Below are 18,689 nucleotides of genomic sequence, written 5' to 3'. Positions count from 1 at the left end.
TCTGGTCGCTTTTGTAGCAGTACAGGCTGTCTTCGGTGCAGGGCTCTCCGGTCTGGGAGTCGATGCCGGGATAGGTGGTGGTGACGGTGACTTCGCCGGTGTTCTTGTCGGTGGTTTTGGTTGTGACGGCACCGGTCTTGCTGTTGACGGTGCGTTCGATCTTTTGGTCGTCGTCTTCGATGACGCTGGTGGTTTCGGTGTCTTCGTCCTGGGCGTCGTCGGGGGATTCGGGCATGGCGGCGCAGGCGAAGCCGTAGGAGCCATTACCGTTGTCGACAATGTGAGAGGTGCCTTCTTTGCAGGTCGGCGCTTCCGGCAGGTTGGAATTGCAGTAGTACTTGCCGTTGAAGACGCCTTTGTAGTCGTCGCTGTCGGTCGTGCAGTTGTTGCCAGTGTTCGGGTCGCGGGACTCGTTGGGTTCGTCGGGTTCGGTGACGTCGGTCAGGCAGGTGTAGCTGCCGGTCCCGTCCCCGAAGGCGCCGTTGGGGCATTCTTCCAGATCGATGCAGGCATAGGCGTGTCCGTCGTAAGCCAAGCCCAGTTCGTCGCATTCTTCGGGCGTCGCGGGGTCTTCAACGACCCAGACTTGGTAGGTCTTTATGGAAGCCCCACCGCCACAGTTCGCAGGTCCCCGGTTCACAATCGTCGTGGTGCATGAACGTCCACCCGCCAAGCACTCGTGGTATTTGTCTTTCATGATGTCGAGCACGGTGGTTTCGCCGGGTTCCGCGCACTGGTCAGAGGCATCCCAATACAGTCTGTCGGCGTTACAGCAGGAGGCGTACAAAGCCGCGATCACGATGAGGAGGCGTTTCATGATTTCTTCCATTAAAAAGGGGCCGGACGGCCCCTTCAGGTGTTTCCCAGCCTGATACCGGTCAGGAAGCACCAGGCGAGGAGGCCGCCAAAGAGCAGCGACCAGATCAAATTTTCCGCACCATCATGATGATGACGCCCACCACCGCGAAGGCGGCCACAGCGGCGACGACGTAGCCGCCGACGGTGAGGCCCTGACCTTTGGCGGCGTTGATGGAGGTTTCGACGGCGGTGGTGTCGATGCCTCCGGCGTCCTGGGCGGCGGCTTGCAGGCTGATCAGGCCGGTGCCGATGGCGGTGCTGGCTTTGACGAATACGCCTTTGGCGTTTTTGGTCATGTCGATAACGTTCATGGTTACAGTCTCCGTATGAATTTAAGTGCGAAGCCGATTCCGAGTCCGGCGGCGAACAGTAGGAGTGCGCCACCGAAGCCGATTCCCGCGGCTTCCGGCGAGAATCCCCCGGTCAGGAACAGCTGGGCTGCGCCTGACTGGTCGGAGGGAATCAGGTAGGCCGATACCCATTGCTCGGCCTGACAAACGCCGTTGGCGTCGAGGCTGGTGCAGATGAGAACCGGCGTGTTCATGCGTCACTCCGTAGAAACGGGTTGGTGACGTTGGTTATCGGGTCCACCGGTTCAATGCGCCGATCGTCATGGCTGTTTATGCCGATCCAGGCGGTAAGGCCGCTCAGGATCAGGACCAGCAGGACGATGTCGCGGGGTTCCGGTGTCATGGCGCCCTACTCCTCAGGCGCTTTTCTTGAGGGCGTCCTGGGGCTTGAGGTCCAGGGCCTTGAAGGTGATCTTGCCGCCGGCACCGGCTTTCATCTGGGCGTTGACGGTGAACATGGCCGGGAGTTTGTCGGCGTGGTTACGCAGCTGGTCGATGTGTTTCCAGTCGCAGGCGATTTTCATGACTTCGTTGCCGACGCGGTTGTCGTCGTCGGCTTCAGCAGGCGCATAGGCCCAGAGGGAGCCGCCGCGGTTGCCGTCGATGTCGTAGCGGGTGGCGCCGATGACCATGAGGTTCAGGTAGTTTTCCATGGGTGTAGTCCTTTCGATTTTTGGGTTTACCGTTGCTTGGGATGGCATTCGCTGATCGGTTAGGAGTCAGGAAGCCGGTTGGGTTCGGTGGTGTGCGACCCCTTCGGGGCGGGCTCTACTCGCTTCGCTCCTGGCCACTAAGGTGGCCACCCTTACGGGTCACGATCCCTGTCGCCTGCCGCGCTCCGCTTGCCTCTTGTGCTCATGGTTCGGAATCAAGGGGCGGGCGTCCTCCCCCGTCATCCTCACCACTCCTAATGCGCACCGTGGAGCAGTCAGTGACCGCCACAAGGCCAGGGGGCCTGCGGCCCTGGCGCGGGGCGCCAGCCTTGCAGCGCTCACTGCCCACTCCTCTCTTCGTGCGCGAGTGGTGACGATGACGGGGGCGGACTCGGGGACTTGTCAGGGGTTGGGCCCTGGAAGCCAATATCCGGGCAGCCAGCGTCCAGCCACGCGCAGAGGACGGCACCTGAGAGGGTCCAGAGGTCGGTGCCGCGTTGGATGGCTTCCTGCTGCAATTCGAGGTAGCGGGAGGACGGGGCCACGACGTAGAAGCGGCGGTCTTTGTCCTCGATCTTGGTCTGTCTCGGGGGAATGCGGGTCATGCGTGTTGCTCCTTAACGGTGGGAACGTCCAGTTGGCCGGTGTCCCAGGCGTCGCGCAGGGTGATCAGGCGGTCGAAGGCCGGGCTGTGGTAGTGCTGGCGTTCCAGTTCGGTCAGTAAGGCGTCGGTGAAGCTGGCTTTGCTGCGGGCGAGATAGTCGTCCGGCAGGTCGGTCCGCACCTGGGTTAACTGGTCCAGGCGTTGGCTCAGGGTTGTAAAAAGACCTTCCAGGGCCAAAAGCGGCGTAGGGGTTGGGCGGGGGCCCTGGAAGGGGACAGAAACGGGTTTCGGGGTCCGGCGCAGGCGTTCAAGCAGGTCGGCGTGAGCGGCTTCGGCGGACTGGTAAAGGTCGTCGTTGAGGTCGCGGTAGGCGTCGCGCAGGCCTTCGAGCTTGCAGAGGCTATCGAAGGCGGCGTCGGTCTCGCCGTGGGCCAACAGGGTCAGAGCGACGTTGTGGGCGTTGTCGATGGCGGCCTGCTTTGGATTGGCTGGGGTGGCGTCGGCATCCAGTCCTTTAAAGACGCGGCAGGCGACGGCCATGGCGTAAGCGGCGAACGGTATAACTTTGTCGGTGAAGCAGACGTAGCTGACCAGCAGGTTGTGCAGCCGGAAGGCGACGCGCCCTACTCTGGCGTTCGCTTTCATGTTCAGCAGCAGAATGCGATGCGTGCGGTAGGCCGTGAAGTCATGTTCTTCCCAGGCGCTGACCGCAGCCCAGAAAGTGGCCTTAACAGTGGCTTGGTCCATCACAGGTCCTCCGCGTCGATCTGTTCCAGCAGGCGGACGATGTTGACCATGCGGTGACGACCAATCTTGATGGTCGGGATGTAGGCGCGCTTTACCCAACCTTCTACAGCGCCCTGCTCTACCCGGACCCAGTCGGCGAACTCGCGCCATTCCATAATGGGGGGCCAGTTGAGGTCTTTGATGCGCTGGCTTAGCTCGTCGTCTATCATGGGCATAGGTCAAAAACGTCCAAAACCGGTCAAAAAGGTACATTGTGGTAGTACAATAATTTAACTTGAGACCACGATAGCAAACCTTTCGCCTTCGGTAAATAATTTACCCATCGCTCACGCGCGTGTTTTTATACCAATATGGAATCAATTGAAGATCGAGCTAAGCAGTTAATTTCTAAGGCAGGCTTTGATCGTCTTATCAGAGAGAGCGACATCGGCCACGCACGGTGGAAGAGCGTTCGCTACAGAAACATCCGGATAAGCACGAACGAGCTAGAAGTGCTAGAGAAGGTATTTCCTCAGTATGGCTACTGGCTCATTAGCGGAAAGATAGCCCCAGAGATCGGGCAGACCAGCCCTGACTACGACGAAGTGAACTCAAAGTTAGACAGTCGCGCCGAGGGATAGCAGTAACCAGGGAAGTTTTGGAAAGATGGTTCCACGGAAGGCACGATTAGAAAACTAGGAAAGGATACAGAGGATATTAAGGGGTATTATGTTTGTCGACGAAGTATTTGGAATATCGCCAGATCTACGAGAATCCTCCTATATCGATAGAGGCGATCTAGATTCACGATTGAAAAAATCCTTGCGCAGAACGAATCACGTAGCTCTAAGAGGGCCCTCAAAATCCGGTAAATCATGGTTACGACAAAAAGTAATTGATAATCCCATTGTCGTACAGTGCAGGTTAAACAAGTCCTTCATTGATATTTATGTCGATGCTTTGTCACAGCTTGGAATCAAGTTAACGATTAAATCAAGCGAGGAAGGTAAGCTCAAGGGTGCAGTCAAAGCATCTGGGACATTAGGTTCGGCACTTCTTCAAAAGGTCGGATTGGCAGTAGAACTATCAGGAACGAAAGCAGACTCCGCCGAGCATGAGCCAGTAGGTCAAGATATCGATGATCTTAGGTATATCGCAGACATATTAAAAGCATCAGGAAGAAGGCTTGTCATTGAAGACTTTCACTATATGTCAACCGAGGATAGAAGAAACTTTGCCTTTGACCTAAAGGCCCTTTGGGATTATCAGTACTATGTTGTCATAATTGGTGTCTGGTCAGAAACAAATTTACTGCTTCATTTAAATACTGACTTATCTGGGCGTGTACGTGAAATCTCTGTACATTGGTCAGAAAGAGACTTAGAAAGAATCATAGAAAAAGGTTCCAAAAAGCTAAACATCGAAATACAAAGCAACGTAAAAAAATCACTAGTTGAGTTAGCATATACAAATGCAGGCGTTCTTCAAAGCCTCATAGTGTACACATTAGATGAAGCAAATATTGAAGAAAGAAAGATAAAAAAACAATACCTCAAAGACATCCAATTTGTCGAAAGCGCAGCAATGTTCTATGCGGAACAACTAAATCCAATCTATCAACAGTTCTCTAAGCTTGTTTCTAGCGGAATAAGATCTCGCCCAAAATCAACGGGAATCTATGCCTATGCCATGGAAACGATCATGTCAGCATCAGATGAAACACTAATTAGAGGATACAAAGCCAAAGATATTTATGAAGTAGCGCACAGAAAACAGAACAGAATTCAGCTTGGCAACTTAAAGACTATACTTGAAAAAATTCCGAGCCTTCAGGTTGACAAAGATGGAAGGGGATTGATTTTAACTTACAACACGGCCACCGAAGAAGTAAGCGTTGTAGACCGCCAACTTCTACTTTACCGCCGGTTCTTAACAATCAGTTGGCCGTGGGAAGAAATAATCAAAAACGACGAAAACATAGAAGAAGAGCTTGAAGGTGACAGTCAAGAATAAGGGGAATTCAAACCACTTAAAGTTGTTCTATATATGAAGTAAAATTTCATATGATCAAAATTATAAACAGATAACCTAGTGCAAATTTAAACTACTTTTATCTAAATGCAAATTCCTCCAAGAAAGACTCGGACAAATTTATTTGTTGGTAGCTAATGAATACTGAGATCACTTTACAAATTAGGAAGAGGCGTATAGCTCACAGTGACGCAAACTCAAAATTAAATGCCCATACTCTGTGGACAAAAGAGGGACTGGGATGACCAAATTAGGAAAAATATGGCTAATATCAAACAAAATAACTACGCAGCCTAGGAATAAACCAAGTGACCCCCAACATAGAGTTCCTTATCAAAATAGCATCAACTGTATTTTCCACCAAAGCAGTCATCGGCCTACTGAGCCTAGCAACCGGCGTTTTCCTATCCTGGACTGAAATCTACCCCTTTTTAAAAGATAGTATCCCAAAAAATGTAAGCGAATTTATTACAACCACTTTAGGGCTAGCAATTGGCATAACCTTATCGCTATTGATAAATTTTATTATAGAAAAAGGTGAAAAAAAATTCGGCGAGATAAAAAAAGAAAAGGAAGCTAAAGAAGAAAAAATTAAAAATGAAAGAAAGCTCAAGAACGAACGACTAAAGACTAAGGAGCGATTTGAATCAGTATTCGCTCATCTTAGACTTGAACAGAAAGATATACTCCGCCACCTATCGGTTGAACATCAGGTGCTTGACTCAGGCAATGCAGCGGTACATGCTCTTGAAAAGAACAAATACATCATAAAATCCGAACTTATAAAATCCACATACTATGTATACAAAATAAATAGCGTAATCTCCCATTTGGTAGAACAAAACTGGGATAAGGAAAGACAAGAAGAATTGAAAAATTTTCGCATAAAATACGGCACAGATGCTGATTATTTGTTAATGCTATTCAGTATCGAAAATGACTTTGATGAGCCTAAAACTATAGCCAGAGAACTACTAGAGAGAATACCTGAATGTAGGTACAGCTTCGGTTCTCAGATCTGCCGAACATCTTTAGAAGAAGACCCTGTCAAAATAATAATAAACGACAAGCTTTACGATTCAATTAGCCATTTCAAAGGGGATAACTATATAAACGCAATAGAAATATCAAAAGAAGGAATCATCCAATAAAGATAGAAATAGATTTAGTTATTTCGCAGAATTGAGAAACTTCCCCCAACGCATACAGGCGTTATCCATATAGGCTTCGCTCTTAGAGCTATTGTCCTTCCGAAACTCCCCCGCCCAGTACTCACACATTTTCTTCGCTTCCTGGACTAGATGGTTGTGCTCCGATCGCTCCCGACGATCTGCCGCTGCCGCCTGGGAGCTTTGCTGGGCATTCGCCTTGAACTGTTCCAGGGGCTTTCTGAGCGTTTCTGTCACTTGCCGCTCGATGCGGCCACGGGATTCATCCAGGGAATCATGCACGGTTTGGTCGAACCGACCGGAATCGACAAATTCAGCAAAGCTTTTGCCCAGGGCGATCAGGAACAGGATGCCCAGGACCATGAAGGTGACAATCGTCAGAAGGTTGGCGAGGTAAACGGCAAAAACCATTTTCCAGAAACTCACAGTCAGCTCCTTTGACTGGGTACAGATAGGACGGTGACTAGATAGTAGACAATCTATGCAGGGAGCGGCGAGAGGGGAATTGTAAAACTGAGTGAAGAATCCAACTGGGACGAACCCAACACCTCACCCAGAGTTTATGCAGACGAACTAGAAAACGAAATTAGCCCCGGTAGCCGTGGGCTTTTGCATTCGATACACAATCAGCTTTGTTTACGTATCCTTGAGTTGAAGCACCAATGATGTTGCCATTACCTGCTGTTCGGCGCCAACGCCAGAGATCCGCTTTATCTTTATAAATTTCCCATTTCTCGCGACTTGCCATTAGCTTCTCTCCATGAACTGTTATTTTGAGATGTACAGCACGTATACAGGTTAGGCAGAGAAAAGCTACTAAGCAAAGCTCAGAAGATGAAATCAAGACGCCAGATAAAGGAGTGGTGTCAGTCCTCTCCCTGACAAGTCACACCACTGAGCAGGTGTCGCGAAGGACGCCAGCATCCATGCTAGCCACTTATCGCAAGGAACGCAGATAAGTGACGCATATCTTACTGATTCATCAGTCCATTTTTAGGCGCATTCTCTTAGTGGCCTGTAAGACATCGATTACGCGGGCGTGATCGATTCCTAGCGCAGCTTTCCCCGCTGGGGCGGTGGGATCAACACGTCCCTGGCGACGACCCGGAAGTCCCCCTGGTACAGAACCGCGTAGACACCCCCATTAAACAGACAGCCGACCAACGCTTCATCCTTATGCAGTTGCAGCCAACGATGGGCCAAGCCCTTACCGGTTGCGTAAGACGTGCAATAGATCTTCACTGGCTTCGCATCCGGGGTTCGTCGTGCGACTTCTGAATCGATGCCACCCAGCCAGTTGAATGTCCTCAAGGTTCCGTCTTTAAGAAAAATGTATACGAAGCCACCCGGTATGGCCGTGCGCAGGGTCGTTGTCTCCCTGCCGTAGTGGAAATTGAACATCCGCATAAAGACACCAAATTACTGTACATATATACAGTATCAGAGAAACCATTTGCTGCCCACACCCATTCTATAAGCCCGATATTTAGACCTATTTTTAGATCTTTTAATAAGCTATAATCCGTTCAGTGCCGTATTGGATAGAGAGCAAGCCCTGAGTGATAGGTCTGATTGGTGACTAGTGGCAGGGGCAGATGACGAGACTGTGGGCACGGGAGAGAGTAGAGATGAATAGCCTTTTTGCGAGGCTTGCGGCCACGATTTCGGAGCTGAAGGCAAATCCGAATGAAGTGCTCCGGCAGTCCAATGGAGAGCCCATTGTGATCTTGAGTCACAACAAGCCCAAAGCGTATATGGTGCCTGTTGAGACCTACGAACAAATGCAGGAGCAGCTTGAGGATTACCGACTCTTACAGGAGGCTCGCAAGCGTTTGGATGACGAGTCAGTACCGGTGACCATCGATGAGCTACGCGCTGCGATTCAACAAGAAAGCCATGAAGGAATGGAAAAAGCTTAACTCTACCGTCAAGGCGGAGTTTCTGAATATTCTGGAACGCCGCCTGGAGAATCCCCGCATTCCCAAGCATCGCCTTCGAGGCGATCCCGACCTGTATAAAATCAAACTGAGATCAGCAGGATTCCGCTTGGTCTATCATGTAGACGATGGCGTCGTCACAGTGACTGTAATCACTGTCGGACGGCGGGATACCGTCTACAAGTAACGACATAGGGAATCGTCATGGCTCTGGATAGCTACGAAGAAATGGCCGCCTATCGCGAAGGCAAGGAAGCCTATCGGGAGAATCCTAAATCTCCTAACAGCCCTTATGAGAAGGGATCGAAGGAAAACGAGGCTTTCTTGCGCGGTTGGGTCCAGGGGCTTAAAGCGAGTGGACCAGCCCACTCATTTTCAGCGGATGGAAGCTTTAGGTCCGGCGAAAGAACCTTTGCGGAGAGGTATCGAAATATGCCGGACTGGACGAAATACTATGACGATGATGACGACTGAAAGCTGACAAAGCTACAGAAAGCTCGACACCACCGTCGACAACCTACACCTATGTTGTGTGGCACGCATTCGCACACCAAAAACAACCATTTATGCGTTTCCCAGGCCACTTACCACGGGCAAGGTCAACAGCAGTGTGACAAGTCATGTGGTAGCCAAGGTCTATTTGATTTTCGGGATAAGGCATGTTCTGACACGGATAATCAAGATTGTGGACTTCGTGGTCGCCGTTATCCTGCTCATTTCTGTTAATTACAAAGCGCGGCATTCCATGCTCCTTCAACGTTCTTCGCCCTAGTAAAACCTAGTTCTTCAGAAAACATGTCGCAAGAATACGCGGTTGTCCCCTTGCCTACCGCACCGTACTTTTTTGCCTGTTTTCGGACTTTTCGGTTTTGCTAAATGCCGGTTTTGACGGGCTTTGTTCGGTTATGGACCCCACATCTGGGTTTTCGTAATGCTCAGGTCGCAGGTTCGACTCCTGTTCCCGGCACCACTCATTACGCGCTTAAGCCGCCGGCTCGGTCAGCAGCGGATGCAGCAGCATGTCCATGTAGTGCGCGGCCGCATGGAGGCTGTCGAAGCTGTAGAGCGTGCCCTCACCGTCCAGCTCGATCCGGTAGATGGTGTGCTTCGGTGAAAGCTGCTCTTTGACGAGTCTGACGAACGTGTGATCTTGCAGTATGTCCTGCATGGCGCACCTTAATTGACTGAAAAAATCGTACCGTCCATGGCCGTCCAGTGAGGTGCCATCCGGCACCGAATGCAACACGCCCTGACCCACAGGAGGATCGCCAGAGCAGGTGTATTGAATCGCGGTCAGATGACAGCCGTGTGAAAGCCCGTCTTTCTGGTCAGAAAAAGGCAGCGGGCGCGGCGGTGGGCCGCCACGCCGGAGGGTTGCATGGGGCGTCAGAGAATGATGGTTTTGCGATCGACCAGTGAATTATCGCTGTCGTACTGCAGGAAACCGAAAAAGTCGTCCTCGACCTGCCACGCCTTGTAGCTGGTGACGAGGTTGTCGTCTTCGTCTAGGAGCTGGAAGGTTTCCTTGAGACAGGAGGGCGTTCGTTCAGGATCGAGTTCTTCCTGAAGGCGCCTTAGGTGGCAACCATGGGGGATGCTGATGCACTCGCGCAGATGCTGTTCGATCATCTTTGCCTCCGGACATTGAGATGTTTCGTCTGGCGAATCGATTGCTGAGAATAATCCTTTCCGTGTTTTGTGAAAACAGGTAACAACCTGTAACAAGCCGTGTCTACCCGGCACCGACGATGCCACACGCCGGATGAAGCCTGTGTTTTCGCCTGTTGGGCGCCGACAAACCGCTCTTAAATTTTTAATTCATAAAAAAGCCAGGCTGAGCCTGGCTGAAGAATATGGAGTCTCATCCAACGTAGGTTTCCCCAATGCACGTTTTCAGAGTAGTGCCGGCAAAAGTCAGTTTGATGACAGCCGCCCCGCCATCGCGCCCTGAATGGAAACGGGTTAAAAGGGAATCGCGCCGGGCCAATCCGCGCCCGGCTATGCGACGATCCGCGGCATGGCGCGGAGGGGTTCCGAGGAGACTATCCGGTCTCGGCGGGACCGTTGAACGTCCAGGGGATGCAACAGCATGTTGAGGTATTGTACGGCGGTGTGCTGGCTGTCGAAGCTGTACAGCGTGCCCTCACCTTCGACTTCGATGCGGTAAACCGTGTGTTGCGGGGTAATCTCTTCTCTGACCAGCCTGACAAAATCGTGATCTTGCAGTACGTCTTGCATGGGGCACCTTGTTGTTGATGACTGAAAAACCGCACCCTCCGTGGTCTTTCAGTTCGGTGCTGTCCAGCACCAGACCACAGCTTACGGATGGATCAGCGGCAAAACCAGAGGATGAATATTCAGGCCGCTTTTGGCGACACGTCCGGGAGAAAACCGGGAAGCCATGGACGCTCCGCGATCACGCGCACGCGTCCCGACCGACCTCATACCTGCCCCAAGTCACGGTACGTCGACACCCGGTTTAACCAGCCGGCCAGCCATTTCTTGCGCTCGTCCGCATTGGGCGCGTTGTTGGCCCGCTGCTTGAGCACGTCGGCGGCGGCCACGCGGAAACGTTCCAGCGCAGTGCCCTGATCGATGTCGTCCATCCGCAGGAGCACCTGCCGCAAGCCCCAGCCCTGGCCATGATAGGCCTCCCGATCGGACAGCCCTTCGCCCTTGAAGTTGACGTAGTCGATCAGCGCGTAGATGCCACCCAGGGTGCTGCGCAGCTCATCCATGCGCTCGCGCATGGCCGGCCGGTCTTCTTTGGGCGTGGCGTCGAGGATTTCGTCCAGGGAATCCTGGGTGCGCTCGTACATGAAGCGAGCCTGGATGTGCCGGGTTTCGTCCAGGAACCAGCGCAGGAATTCCACCTGGGGGCCGTGCTGGTGCAGCAGGAAGGTCTCCCGGTCCGGCCAGGGCGCATCAATCGGGTTCATATCGGCGAGCCACTCGGGCATGCCGACGGACTCTGACGCCATGTACTGCACCAGTTCCGGAAAGCTCTCGGCGTAGGGCGCTTCGACGCCTTTCGGGTACCATTTGAAATGGCCGATACCGAGGGTCGGGAAATCCTCCTCCTCACTCCAGTGCACCAGGCAATCCACCTTGCCGGCGCATTCGTTCTGGTAGATTTTGCCGGCAATCCAGGACAGCTGCTGGTCAGACAGCTTCAGTTCCACGTCGGGTTTGGTCAGGGCGGCGCCACACACGGTCAAGGCAACCGTTAGCAATAGCAGTGCGATTAGAGAGCGGAAACGTCTCACGATAAGGGTCCACAAGCGCTGATTGAATGGCGCCCAGAATACCCGAGAGACGGTCCGGATTCGGCTTATCGATTTGTCATTATGGGCCGCCGCCGTAGGTCATTGTGCGATCAGAGAAAGCCTTTACCATGACCTGTCCCTGAATGCCGGAACCCTTTGATTCCGGCGAGCCCGGCGGCTTTGGAGACGTGTTTTATTGCGTACGGTTAACAATGGCAGGTCATCGGCGTCGCGGGGATCACTACAGCGATTCCCGCTCCCGCTCGTACTCGTCATAGCTTTTCTCGTAGCGGGCCATGCAACGCTCATAGGCTTCCGGCGGCAGCGTGCCGCACTCCCGCTCACCGCTGCTCTGGATGGACTCGTACATACCTCGGCTGGAGCAGCCGGATAATGCCAGTACCAGTATCGCGGCCAGTGCCGCAAAGCGTGTCATGTCATCGCACCTCATGCAGGTCCGCGTCTTCCAGATGCCAGTGCAATTGGGCCTGGGAGGCGCCGGGCACGTCGTTGATCCGGCGCACCACATAGTGCCCGTCAAACTGCCGGGTTCGGCCGTCCGTGCGCTGGGCGTGGATGCTGACCGGCACCGTGGCGTAGACGGAACCGGCCGCGCCCTCGGGACGCACCGTGCCCGTGACGTCCACCGTCACCCGGGCCGTCTGTGCAAAACCGCTCACGAAATCGTCGTAGGTCTGACCCGGTGGGCCGGATTCGCCCCACTGGGCATAGGCGGTGTCGTAATCGCCGGCGTTTATCGCGGCGTAGTAACGCCGAACGACGTTGATGGCGCCGTTCACACTGCGATCGATCGGCGCCGCGGACATCGCCCCGGACGGCGATTCGCCCGTCGTGCCGTTGCCCGACGTAGCGGGCTCGGTCGGCTGACCGCTGCAGGCCGTCAATGCCATCACGGCCAGTATGCAACATCCCCTTATCAGCATGACGCTTCTCCGATGATTCCGGTGGAACGACGATGCCTCAGGCGGACTCGCCCAGTTTCTCATCGATGGCCGTGGCCGATTTCAACGCCGGCCGGTCGGCCAGACGTGCGCCGTAGGCCTCGAATTCCGGCCGCTTCGGCAACGACCCGAACTGCATGCCCCACATCACCTGGGCGCCGACGTACACATCGGCCGCCGTAAACCGCTCGCCGGCAATGTACGATGACCGGGCCAGCGCCTTCGCCAGGGTGTCGACGGCCAGGTCATAGTCCCCATAGCCGACCATGCGGCGCTGCTCATCGCTGATGGACACCCCCAATACCCGGTTGATCACTGCCGATTCCAGCGGCCCGGCGGCGAAAAACAGCCAGCGATAATAGGCCGCCCGCTCCGCCGGCTGCGGCGCCAGTCCGGCGTCCGGAAACGCCTCGGCCAGGTAGGCGCAGATCGCCGCACACTCGGTCACGACCTGCCCCTGGTGAACGATGGCCGGCACCTTCCCCATCGGATTGATGGCCAGGTACTCGGGCGATTTCATGGTCGTGCCGTATTCAAGCAGTTCCTGCCGGTAAGGCACGCCGGTTTCTTCAAGCATCCAGCGGACGATCCGGGCCCGGGACATGGGGTTGGTGTAGAAGACCAGATCGCAGTCGGGGGATTCGGTGATGGCCATAACAACGCTCCTTGTTGCGGTGTGACAGTGTCGTGGAATGGAAGGCGCACCACGGCTCTTCGTGCGCTCGAGCCGCAAACCTGTATCAAAGCATACAAACCCGGGACCGACCAGTGACATGGCCTTCGTCCAAGGCGCCCCTGACAATCGAGCTAGTAACCGATTTCCTGAACGCGCTCCATCGGCACTGCCGTGCCTGACACCACAATGCCACCCATCTCGGGAATACGCACGGTCAGCCGGCTGGGGCGGCCCATCGCCTCGCCCTGGCGGATATGGAGGGTGTAGGGCACCGGCACGATGCCCGCGTTACGAAGGTAGCCACCGAGGGCGGCGGCCGCGGCGCCGGTGGCCGGGTCTTCCACCACGCCGCCGACGGGGAACGGGTTGCGTGAGACGAACACATCGGCCGCCTCCCGCCAGATCAGTTGCAGCGTGGTCAGGCCGTCCTGCAGCATCAGCGCCTTGAGTCGTTCGAAATCGTAATCCAGTGTGGCCAGCCGCTGTTCATCACGCGCGGCCAGTATCAGATGCCAGGCTCCGGCGTAGGCCCGGACGGGCGGCAACGACGCATCCAGCTCGCCCAGTTGCCAACCGAGCGCGTCCAGGGCGTCACTGATAAGTCCGCTGGGCGCCGGCTCGTATTTGGGCTCGACTGACGTCAGGGCCGCTTCAAGCAGGCCGTCCTGCCTGCGCACTTCGACCGGCACCTTGCCGACCACGGTCACCAGTTGATAAGTGCCCTCGCCTTCCTGTTCGCCCAGCACGACTCCAGCGGCGATTGTCGCGTGGCCGCAGAAAGACACTTCCGCCTCCGGGCTGTAATACCGCACGATCCGATCCGTTCCTGTTGCTGGTGCGATGAAGGCAGTCTCCGAAAAACCGACGTCGGCGGCGATCCGCTGCATGGTTTCAGGGGTTGGCAAGTCCTCGCCGATCCAGACGCCGGCAGGATTGCCGCCTTCGGGGTTATGAGAGAACGCGGTGTAGCGGTAAAGCGAGCCGTCACTCATAAACGGATGCCTCACAGAAGGGAGTCAGGGAGCCCATTTAACCAGTATGGCCTGCCACGTCGTGCCTGTGTATCCGATATCAGGGGAATTTCGCGCGGAGCTCATCCACGATACCGCCCCGAACTGACCGCCAGAGGTCAGTTCGGGGCCTCGCTGCGGGGAATTGAAGAAGGTCCGGGTGTGGCAGGTGTCAGATGGACGTTTCCGGCACGGGTTTCCAGCGTCCGCTTTGCGCTTTTACAGCCGTGTAGGACGTGATCCGGTGGTTGTCCGCATCCCACAGGTTGTTCCGCAGCGCAGCAGGGATGTCGCGCAGGGAGATCCGTTGGACGTCGGCGAAATGGTGCGCGTAAGTGCGGTGGCATTCCGCCAGCCGGTAGTTGGGGATGGACGCCGAGAGGTGATGGATGTGGTGGTAGGCGATGTCGGCGGTGAACCAGTTCAGCCAGCCGGGGAGCACCAGGAAGCTGGTGCCTTCGACAGCGGCCCGGTTGTAATCCCAGTGGTCCTCGTCCGCGGCCCAGGCGTCTTCAAAATTGTGCTGAACGGTGAACAGGATAATCCCGCCGCCGCCCGCCAGGGACAGGCTGATCAGGTAAATCGCGAAGAAGGCCAGCGGGCCGACGGCCAGGCTCATGCCGACCCAGAGGCTGAGCAAGGCCAGGTTGTTGCCGGTGATGTGCCGGTACTCTTTCCCGTTCTTCCAGTAACGCGGCTGGAAGTCCGCCGCGAGGCTGTGCAGGGAGCGACTCGGCTCGCGCCACTTGCCTTTCAGCAGGTGGCTGGCCAGCGCCAGACTGCCCTTGATCCAGGTGAAGCGCGGGTTGAAGATCAGGTACATGAAGCCGCCCACTGGCGCCATCGCAATATGACGGGTGACCCGATAAAGCGTCTGCTGTCGGGGAGACAGCGCATTGAACTCGTCGAGCGAGAGCGTGGCCAGCGGACCGCGGTAGAGGTCCCAGTTGCCGTTGGTGGCGTGATGATAGGCATGATTGCGGGACCACACATACTGGGGCATGCCGCAGATGACACCCAACACAAAGCCGGCCACCTTGTTATAACGGGGCGTGGCGAACAGCGAGTTGTGCCCGCACTCGTGCATCAGGACAAACACCCGCAGCAACAACAGGCAGATCACGGCCGTGCAGGCCGCCGTGAGCCACAGGGACACTGTCAGGCTGGCAATGGCCAGATACCAGGCAGCCAGGTAAGGAATGAGGGTGGACGCCAGTTGGAAGGCGGCGATGGCATTACTTTTGGTGGAAAAACGCGCAACAATCTCTTTCTTTTCGGCGGCCAACGCCGTTGTTTTTGTCATGATGGTCTACAACTTGAAGTACCCCTGAAATTTCCCTTCGAAGGCACGCCGCGCAGACGCGTGCCGGCCACCACCTCCTCCGGCAGCCCGTGATAAGACAGGTCTGGAACGTCCCGCGTGATTGGTTTTTTTGCAGGAACGCAACGGCCTTACCACGTCCACGACACACCGGAACCCTGCCTCTAATTATTCATTTTTCAGGCATTTATAACGGGCGCCAGTGTCGCGCGGAAAGGCCAAGCTAACACTTCAATTGTGAAATAGATATGAAACTCAAAGAGTTTTAGGCAACAAATTGTTTCAAAAAGGCGGGTGAGAAGCAGTCGGACTCAGCCGACTGCTTTGAATATCGTGCGGTTTCAGAACGGTATTCCAGATGTTCTCAACCCATTCGCCGACATTACGGTGAATAAGTCATTCATGCGGGCAGCGTTTTCCAACCCACCCGGACACGAAATGTTCATACAACGTGCAAGCGAGACGGAGACAGCAGCCTCCCCTGTCAGAAGCCGTGCCCCAGCAGACCGAGAATACCCAGCGCGATGAGATAGAACGCCACGATGTAGTTGAGCAGCCGCGGGAAGAACAGAATCGCCAGGCCCGCGCCCAGCGTAATCAGCGGGGCCACTTCAAGATGAATCGTCATACCGGACTCCTTCTGGCAGGTGATGGGAAACCGCCGCGCGACCAGCTCTGTCGCGTCAGGCGATAAGTCGTCTACTTCGATGATCCTAGCAAACGCCGGCGGTTCCCCGGATTAAGATCACCTTGCCATTTGTTCAGCCTGCGCCCGGAAGGAACGGCCTCAGAACGTTTTGGGGTCCAGCCGCCCGCCGTACACCGGTAGCTCGATCACCGGGTCGTCGTCCCGGAATTGAGACCACATCCGGTTCAGTCCCGCCGTGCCGAACTGTCTGACCCGCTCGACTTCGCCGAGATTGAGGACGTCCGTGAGGATACCGGGGGTGGCGCCCGGCATGACCGTGCGCGTGCGCCCTTCCGGATCCACGATGAGGCTCTGCCCCATTCCGGCGGGCTCGGCCATGTTGGCGCTGACCACAAACACCTGGTTGAAGATCGCATTGGCCTGCACCAGGATCTGCTCCTGCGCCCGATCGCAGGTGGTCGTCGCGGCCTGGTTGATGATCACCTCGGCCCCCATCCAGGCCAGCTGGCGCGAGACCTCCGGGAACCAGATGTCATAGCAGACCGCCAGCCCGACCCGGGCCACGCCGGGCACGTCGAACACCACGAATTCCTTGCCCGGCTGGTACGGCTCGAACGGTCGCCACGGAAAGCATTTGCGGTAGGCGGCCACCAGCTCACCGTCCGGCGAGAAGACCGGCGCGGTGTTGTACAGGTGGCCGTCTTCGCCGCGTTCGCAGACGGTGCCCGGCAGCAGCCAGATCCCGAGCTTGCGGGCGATCTCGCCCAGCCGTTGGATGCGCGGGCCGGACATCGGTTCGGCTGCTGCCTCCAGCTGCGCCGTCCGCTCGTCCGGTGTCCCCTCAGCACTGCATAAATGCAGCTCCGGGTAGACCACCATGCGGGCCTGCTTGAAGTCCGGGCCGAAATCGCTCAGGTAGGTGGCGACTTCGTGCTCGAAACCCTCCAGTCCGGGATCGTCACCCGGGCGGCGGGCCGGCGCCTGGACCAGCAAAAGGGGCAGATATCGGGACATGGTTTTCCTCATTCGTCGTTAGACCGGTTCGGCGGCTTGGGTGTGGGTCTCGGCGTCGTCCTCACTGAAATCCACTTCCGGCGGCTGACGCGAGAAGAAGCGGGTCAGGTAGGCCAGATGAACCAGGCCAATCGCCAGCCACACCAGACCCAGCACCACGGCGTGGATATCCAGTTTGGTCATCAGCCACAGGTTCACGGCCGCGCCGATCGCCGGCACCAGGACACCTTTCAGGGCGCTGTATTCACCACGCATCCGCGCGTCCCGGAAGTACATGACGATCACCGAGACGTTGACCATGGTGAAGGCAATAAAGGCCCCGAAGTTGATGAAGGACGCCGCCGACAGCACATCCAGGAACAGTGCCACCACGCCGATCAGCCCCGTCAGCACGATGCTGAACACCGGCGTGTGGAACCGCGGGTGCAGCACGCCGAAGAGCTTGCGCGGCAGCACCGAATCCCGCCCCATGGCGAACAGCAGACGCGAGGCGCTGGCCTGGGCCGCGATGCCGGAAGTGAACTGCGCCAGCACCATGCCGGCCAGGAAGATCGCGCCGAACAGGTCCGCGCCGATAGTCTTGGCGATCTCGAAGGCGGCGGAGTCTGCATCGTTGAACACCGCACCCGGATGCACGAGCTGTGTGGTATAGCCCACCAGGACGTAGATGCCACCACCGATCAGCGCCGTCAGGATGATCGCCCGCGGGATGTTGCGACGGGGATTGATGGTTTCCTCGGTGAGCGTGGTCACCGCATCGAAACCCAGGAAGGAATAGGCCGCGACCGCCGCACCGGCAGCAATGGTGGTAAAGCTGGAATCCGCATTAATAAACGGCGCCAGGCTGAACAACGCATCCGTGCCGCCCTCGGCGAACACATGGCGCAGGGACAGCACCACGAAAAAGACGATCACCAGCACCTGGAACGCCATCAGCAGTGAATTGACCTTCGCCGCCAGCTTGATGCCGTAGACGTTCAGCACCGTGGTGATGCCGATGAAGCCCAGCAGGAACACCCAGCTCGGCACGTCCGGGAAGCGCGCGTGCAGATAGGCGGCACCGATCAGCCAGATGACCATGGGCAGGAAGAAGTAATCCAGCAGCACGCCCCAGCCGACCATGAAGCCGACGCGCGAGTCGATGGTCTTGCGCACGTAGGTGTAGGCCGAGCCGGACACCGGGAAGGCGCGGGACATGATGCCGTAACTGTAGGCCGTGAACAGCATGGCGATGGTGGTGATGATGTAAGCGGTCGGCACCGAGCCGTTGGTGGTACTGGCCACCACGCCAAACGTCCCCAGGACGATCAGCGGCGTCATGTAGGCCAGGCCGAACAAAACGACGGCCCGTAGCGATAAGGTTCTCTCCAGTTTAATGCTGTCTTCTGACATAACCCGTCTCCACAATCGGTCTGGGCGCTCCACCGGACCGAGAGCCGTTCTGGTCCATGCGCCCTTTTTAT

The 18,689-nt window shown here is 56.1% G+C and carries 27 protein-coding genes; 5 read left to right on the top strand and 22 right to left on the bottom strand.

The window, feature by feature from the left end; all coding sequences use genetic code 11:
* The 8 genes from JL474_RS14855 to JL474_RS14820 form a co-directional block, all read right to left on the bottom strand.
* On the bottom strand, positions 1 to 817 hold an 817-nt coding region (locus JL474_RS14855; RefSeq protein WP_203142665.1), incomplete at its 3' end, for a hypothetical protein.
* Between the two features lie 106 nt (positions 818 to 923).
* Entirely contained in the window at positions 924 to 1,169 is a 246-nt protein-coding gene (locus JL474_RS14850) for a major capsid protein (protein ID WP_203142664.1), read from the bottom strand.
* 2 nt (positions 1,170 to 1,171) lie between these two features.
* Positions 1,172 to 1,402, bottom strand: coding sequence for a hypothetical protein (locus tag JL474_RS14845; RefSeq protein ID WP_203142663.1), 231 nt, complete (start codon positions 1,400 to 1,402; stop codon positions 1,172 to 1,174).
* The gene (locus JL474_RS14840; RefSeq protein WP_203142662.1) at positions 1,399 to 1,551 is read right to left on the bottom strand and encodes a hypothetical protein; all 153 of its coding nucleotides are present in this window, start codon (positions 1,549 to 1,551) and stop codon (positions 1,399 to 1,401) included. The genes JL474_RS14845 and JL474_RS14840 overlap by 4 nt, the downstream gene beginning before the upstream one ends.
* Positions 1,552 to 1,564: 13 nt before the next feature.
* Positions 1,565 to 1,861, bottom strand: a complete 297-nt coding sequence (locus JL474_RS14835) for a hypothetical protein (protein WP_203142661.1) — start codon at positions 1,859 to 1,861, stop codon at positions 1,565 to 1,567.
* 338 nt (positions 1,862 to 2,199) lie between these two features.
* Entirely contained in the window at positions 2,200 to 2,466 is a 267-nt protein-coding gene (locus tag JL474_RS14830; protein WP_203142660.1) for a hypothetical protein, read from the bottom strand.
* Complete coding sequence (locus JL474_RS14825) at positions 2,463 to 3,212, bottom strand: hypothetical protein (RefSeq protein WP_203142659.1); 750 nt, start codon at positions 3,210 to 3,212, stop codon at positions 2,463 to 2,465. The genes JL474_RS14830 and JL474_RS14825 overlap by 4 nt, the downstream gene beginning before the upstream one ends.
* Positions 3,212 to 3,427 (bottom strand): hypothetical protein, encoded by a 216-nt coding sequence (locus JL474_RS14820; RefSeq protein ID WP_203142658.1) that lies wholly within the window; start codon positions 3,425 to 3,427, stop codon positions 3,212 to 3,214. The genes JL474_RS14825 and JL474_RS14820 overlap by 1 nt, the downstream gene beginning before the upstream one ends.
* Positions 3,428 to 3,920: 493 nt before the next feature.
* Between JL474_RS14820 and JL474_RS14815 the strand changes: the two genes are divergently transcribed.
* The gene (locus JL474_RS14815; RefSeq protein ID WP_203142657.1) at positions 3,921 to 5,204 is read left to right on the top strand and encodes a hypothetical protein; all 1,284 of its coding nucleotides are present in this window, start codon (positions 3,921 to 3,923) and stop codon (positions 5,202 to 5,204) included.
* Between the two features lie 326 nt (positions 5,205 to 5,530).
* A complete protein-coding gene (locus JL474_RS14810; protein WP_203142656.1) occupies positions 5,531 to 6,373 on the top strand; it encodes a hypothetical protein in 843 nt (280 codons plus the stop codon).
* A gap of 18 nt (positions 6,374 to 6,391) precedes the next feature.
* Here JL474_RS14810 and JL474_RS14805 read toward each other — a convergent pair whose 3' ends face one another.
* Both JL474_RS14805 and JL474_RS14800 read right to left on the bottom strand, forming a co-directional pair.
* Positions 6,392 to 6,817, bottom strand: a complete 426-nt coding sequence (locus JL474_RS14805; protein WP_203142655.1) for a hypothetical protein — start codon at positions 6,815 to 6,817, stop codon at positions 6,392 to 6,394.
* 160 nt (positions 6,818 to 6,977) lie between these two features.
* Entirely contained in the window at positions 6,978 to 7,139 is a 162-nt protein-coding gene (locus JL474_RS14800) for a YegP family protein (RefSeq protein ID WP_203142654.1), read from the bottom strand.
* An 880-nt stretch (positions 7,140 to 8,019) separates the two neighbouring features.
* On the opposite strand from JL474_RS14800, the gene JL474_RS14795 reads away from it, so the two are divergent.
* Genes JL474_RS14795 through JL474_RS14785 form a run of 3 tightly spaced genes read left to right on the top strand, consistent with a single transcriptional unit; the run spans position 8,020 to position 8,802 of the window.
* On the top strand, positions 8,020 to 8,310 hold the full coding sequence (locus JL474_RS14795; RefSeq protein ID WP_203142653.1) for a type II toxin-antitoxin system Phd/YefM family antitoxin: 291 nt from the start codon (positions 8,020 to 8,022) through the stop codon (positions 8,308 to 8,310).
* On the top strand, positions 8,255 to 8,515 hold the full coding sequence (locus tag JL474_RS14790) for a type II toxin-antitoxin system RelE family toxin (protein WP_203142652.1): 261 nt from the start codon (positions 8,255 to 8,257) through the stop codon (positions 8,513 to 8,515). The genes JL474_RS14795 and JL474_RS14790 overlap by 56 nt, the downstream gene beginning before the upstream one ends.
* 17 nt (positions 8,516 to 8,532) lie before the next feature.
* Positions 8,533 to 8,802 carry a hypothetical protein gene (locus JL474_RS14785; protein WP_203142651.1) on the top strand — a complete coding sequence of 90 codons (270 nt, stop codon included), beginning with the start codon at positions 8,533 to 8,535 and terminating at the stop codon, positions 8,800 to 8,802.
* Between the two features lie 508 nt (positions 8,803 to 9,310).
* On the opposite strand, the gene JL474_RS14780 is transcribed toward JL474_RS14785, so the two are convergent.
* The 12 genes from JL474_RS14780 to JL474_RS14725 all read right to left on the bottom strand — a co-directional run bounded on the left by JL474_RS14780 (position 9,311) and on the right by JL474_RS14725 (position 18,618).
* Positions 9,311 to 9,496, bottom strand: a complete 186-nt coding sequence (locus JL474_RS14780) for a hypothetical protein (RefSeq protein ID WP_203142650.1) — start codon at positions 9,494 to 9,496, stop codon at positions 9,311 to 9,313.
* A 218-nt stretch (positions 9,497 to 9,714) separates the two neighbouring features.
* On the bottom strand, positions 9,715 to 9,957 hold the full coding sequence (locus JL474_RS14775; RefSeq protein WP_123634355.1) for a hypothetical protein: 243 nt from the start codon (positions 9,955 to 9,957) through the stop codon (positions 9,715 to 9,717).
* A gap of 369 nt (positions 9,958 to 10,326) precedes the next feature.
* Positions 10,327 to 10,566: a hypothetical protein gene (locus JL474_RS14770; RefSeq protein ID WP_123636692.1), complete on the bottom strand. Its 240-nt coding sequence runs from the start codon at positions 10,564 to 10,566 to the stop codon at positions 10,327 to 10,329.
* A gap of 203 nt (positions 10,567 to 10,769) precedes the next feature.
* The gene (locus tag JL474_RS14765) at positions 10,770 to 11,594 is read right to left on the bottom strand and encodes a hypothetical protein (RefSeq protein WP_328797829.1); all 825 of its coding nucleotides are present in this window, start codon (positions 11,592 to 11,594) and stop codon (positions 10,770 to 10,772) included.
* Positions 11,595 to 11,835: 241 nt separating this feature from the next.
* Complete coding sequence (locus tag JL474_RS14760; RefSeq protein WP_203142648.1) at positions 11,836 to 12,030, bottom strand: hypothetical protein; 195 nt, start codon at positions 12,028 to 12,030, stop codon at positions 11,836 to 11,838.
* 1 nt (position 12,031) lies between these two features.
* A complete protein-coding gene (locus JL474_RS14755; protein WP_203142647.1) occupies positions 12,032 to 12,538 on the bottom strand; it encodes a Cif family virulence factor in 507 nt (168 codons plus the stop codon).
* Positions 12,539 to 12,575: 37 nt separating this feature from the next.
* Positions 12,576 to 13,211, bottom strand: coding sequence for a glutathione S-transferase family protein (locus JL474_RS14750; protein ID WP_203142646.1), 636 nt, complete (start codon positions 13,209 to 13,211; stop codon positions 12,576 to 12,578).
* 152 nt (positions 13,212 to 13,363) lie between these two features.
* Positions 13,364 to 14,224: a PhzF family phenazine biosynthesis protein gene (locus tag JL474_RS14745; RefSeq protein WP_203142645.1), complete on the bottom strand. Its 861-nt coding sequence runs from the start codon at positions 14,222 to 14,224 to the stop codon at positions 13,364 to 13,366.
* Between the two features lie 190 nt (positions 14,225 to 14,414).
* Complete coding sequence (locus JL474_RS14740; protein WP_203142644.1) at positions 14,415 to 15,545, bottom strand: fatty acid desaturase; 1,131 nt, start codon at positions 15,543 to 15,545, stop codon at positions 14,415 to 14,417.
* Between the two features lie 502 nt (positions 15,546 to 16,047).
* Entirely contained in the window at positions 16,048 to 16,191 is a 144-nt protein-coding gene (locus JL474_RS14735) for a DUF3096 domain-containing protein (protein WP_123636685.1), read from the bottom strand.
* A 159-nt stretch (positions 16,192 to 16,350) separates the two neighbouring features.
* Positions 16,351 to 17,226 carry a carbon-nitrogen hydrolase family protein gene (locus tag JL474_RS14730; RefSeq protein WP_203142643.1) on the bottom strand — a complete coding sequence of 292 codons (876 nt, stop codon included), beginning with the start codon at positions 17,224 to 17,226 and terminating at the stop codon, positions 16,351 to 16,353.
* 18 nt (positions 17,227 to 17,244) lie between these two features.
* Positions 17,245 to 18,618, bottom strand: coding sequence for an APC family permease (locus JL474_RS14725; protein WP_123636684.1), 1,374 nt, complete (start codon positions 18,616 to 18,618; stop codon positions 17,245 to 17,247).
* Positions 18,619 to 18,689 lie beyond the last annotated feature (71 nt).

The organism is Marinobacter mangrovi (genome assembly GCF_016798325.1).
Classification (GTDB): Bacteria; Pseudomonadota; Gammaproteobacteria; order Pseudomonadales; family Oleiphilaceae; genus Marinobacter_A; species Marinobacter_A mangrovi.
This window is presented reverse-complemented; position numbering and strand designations above follow the sequence as displayed.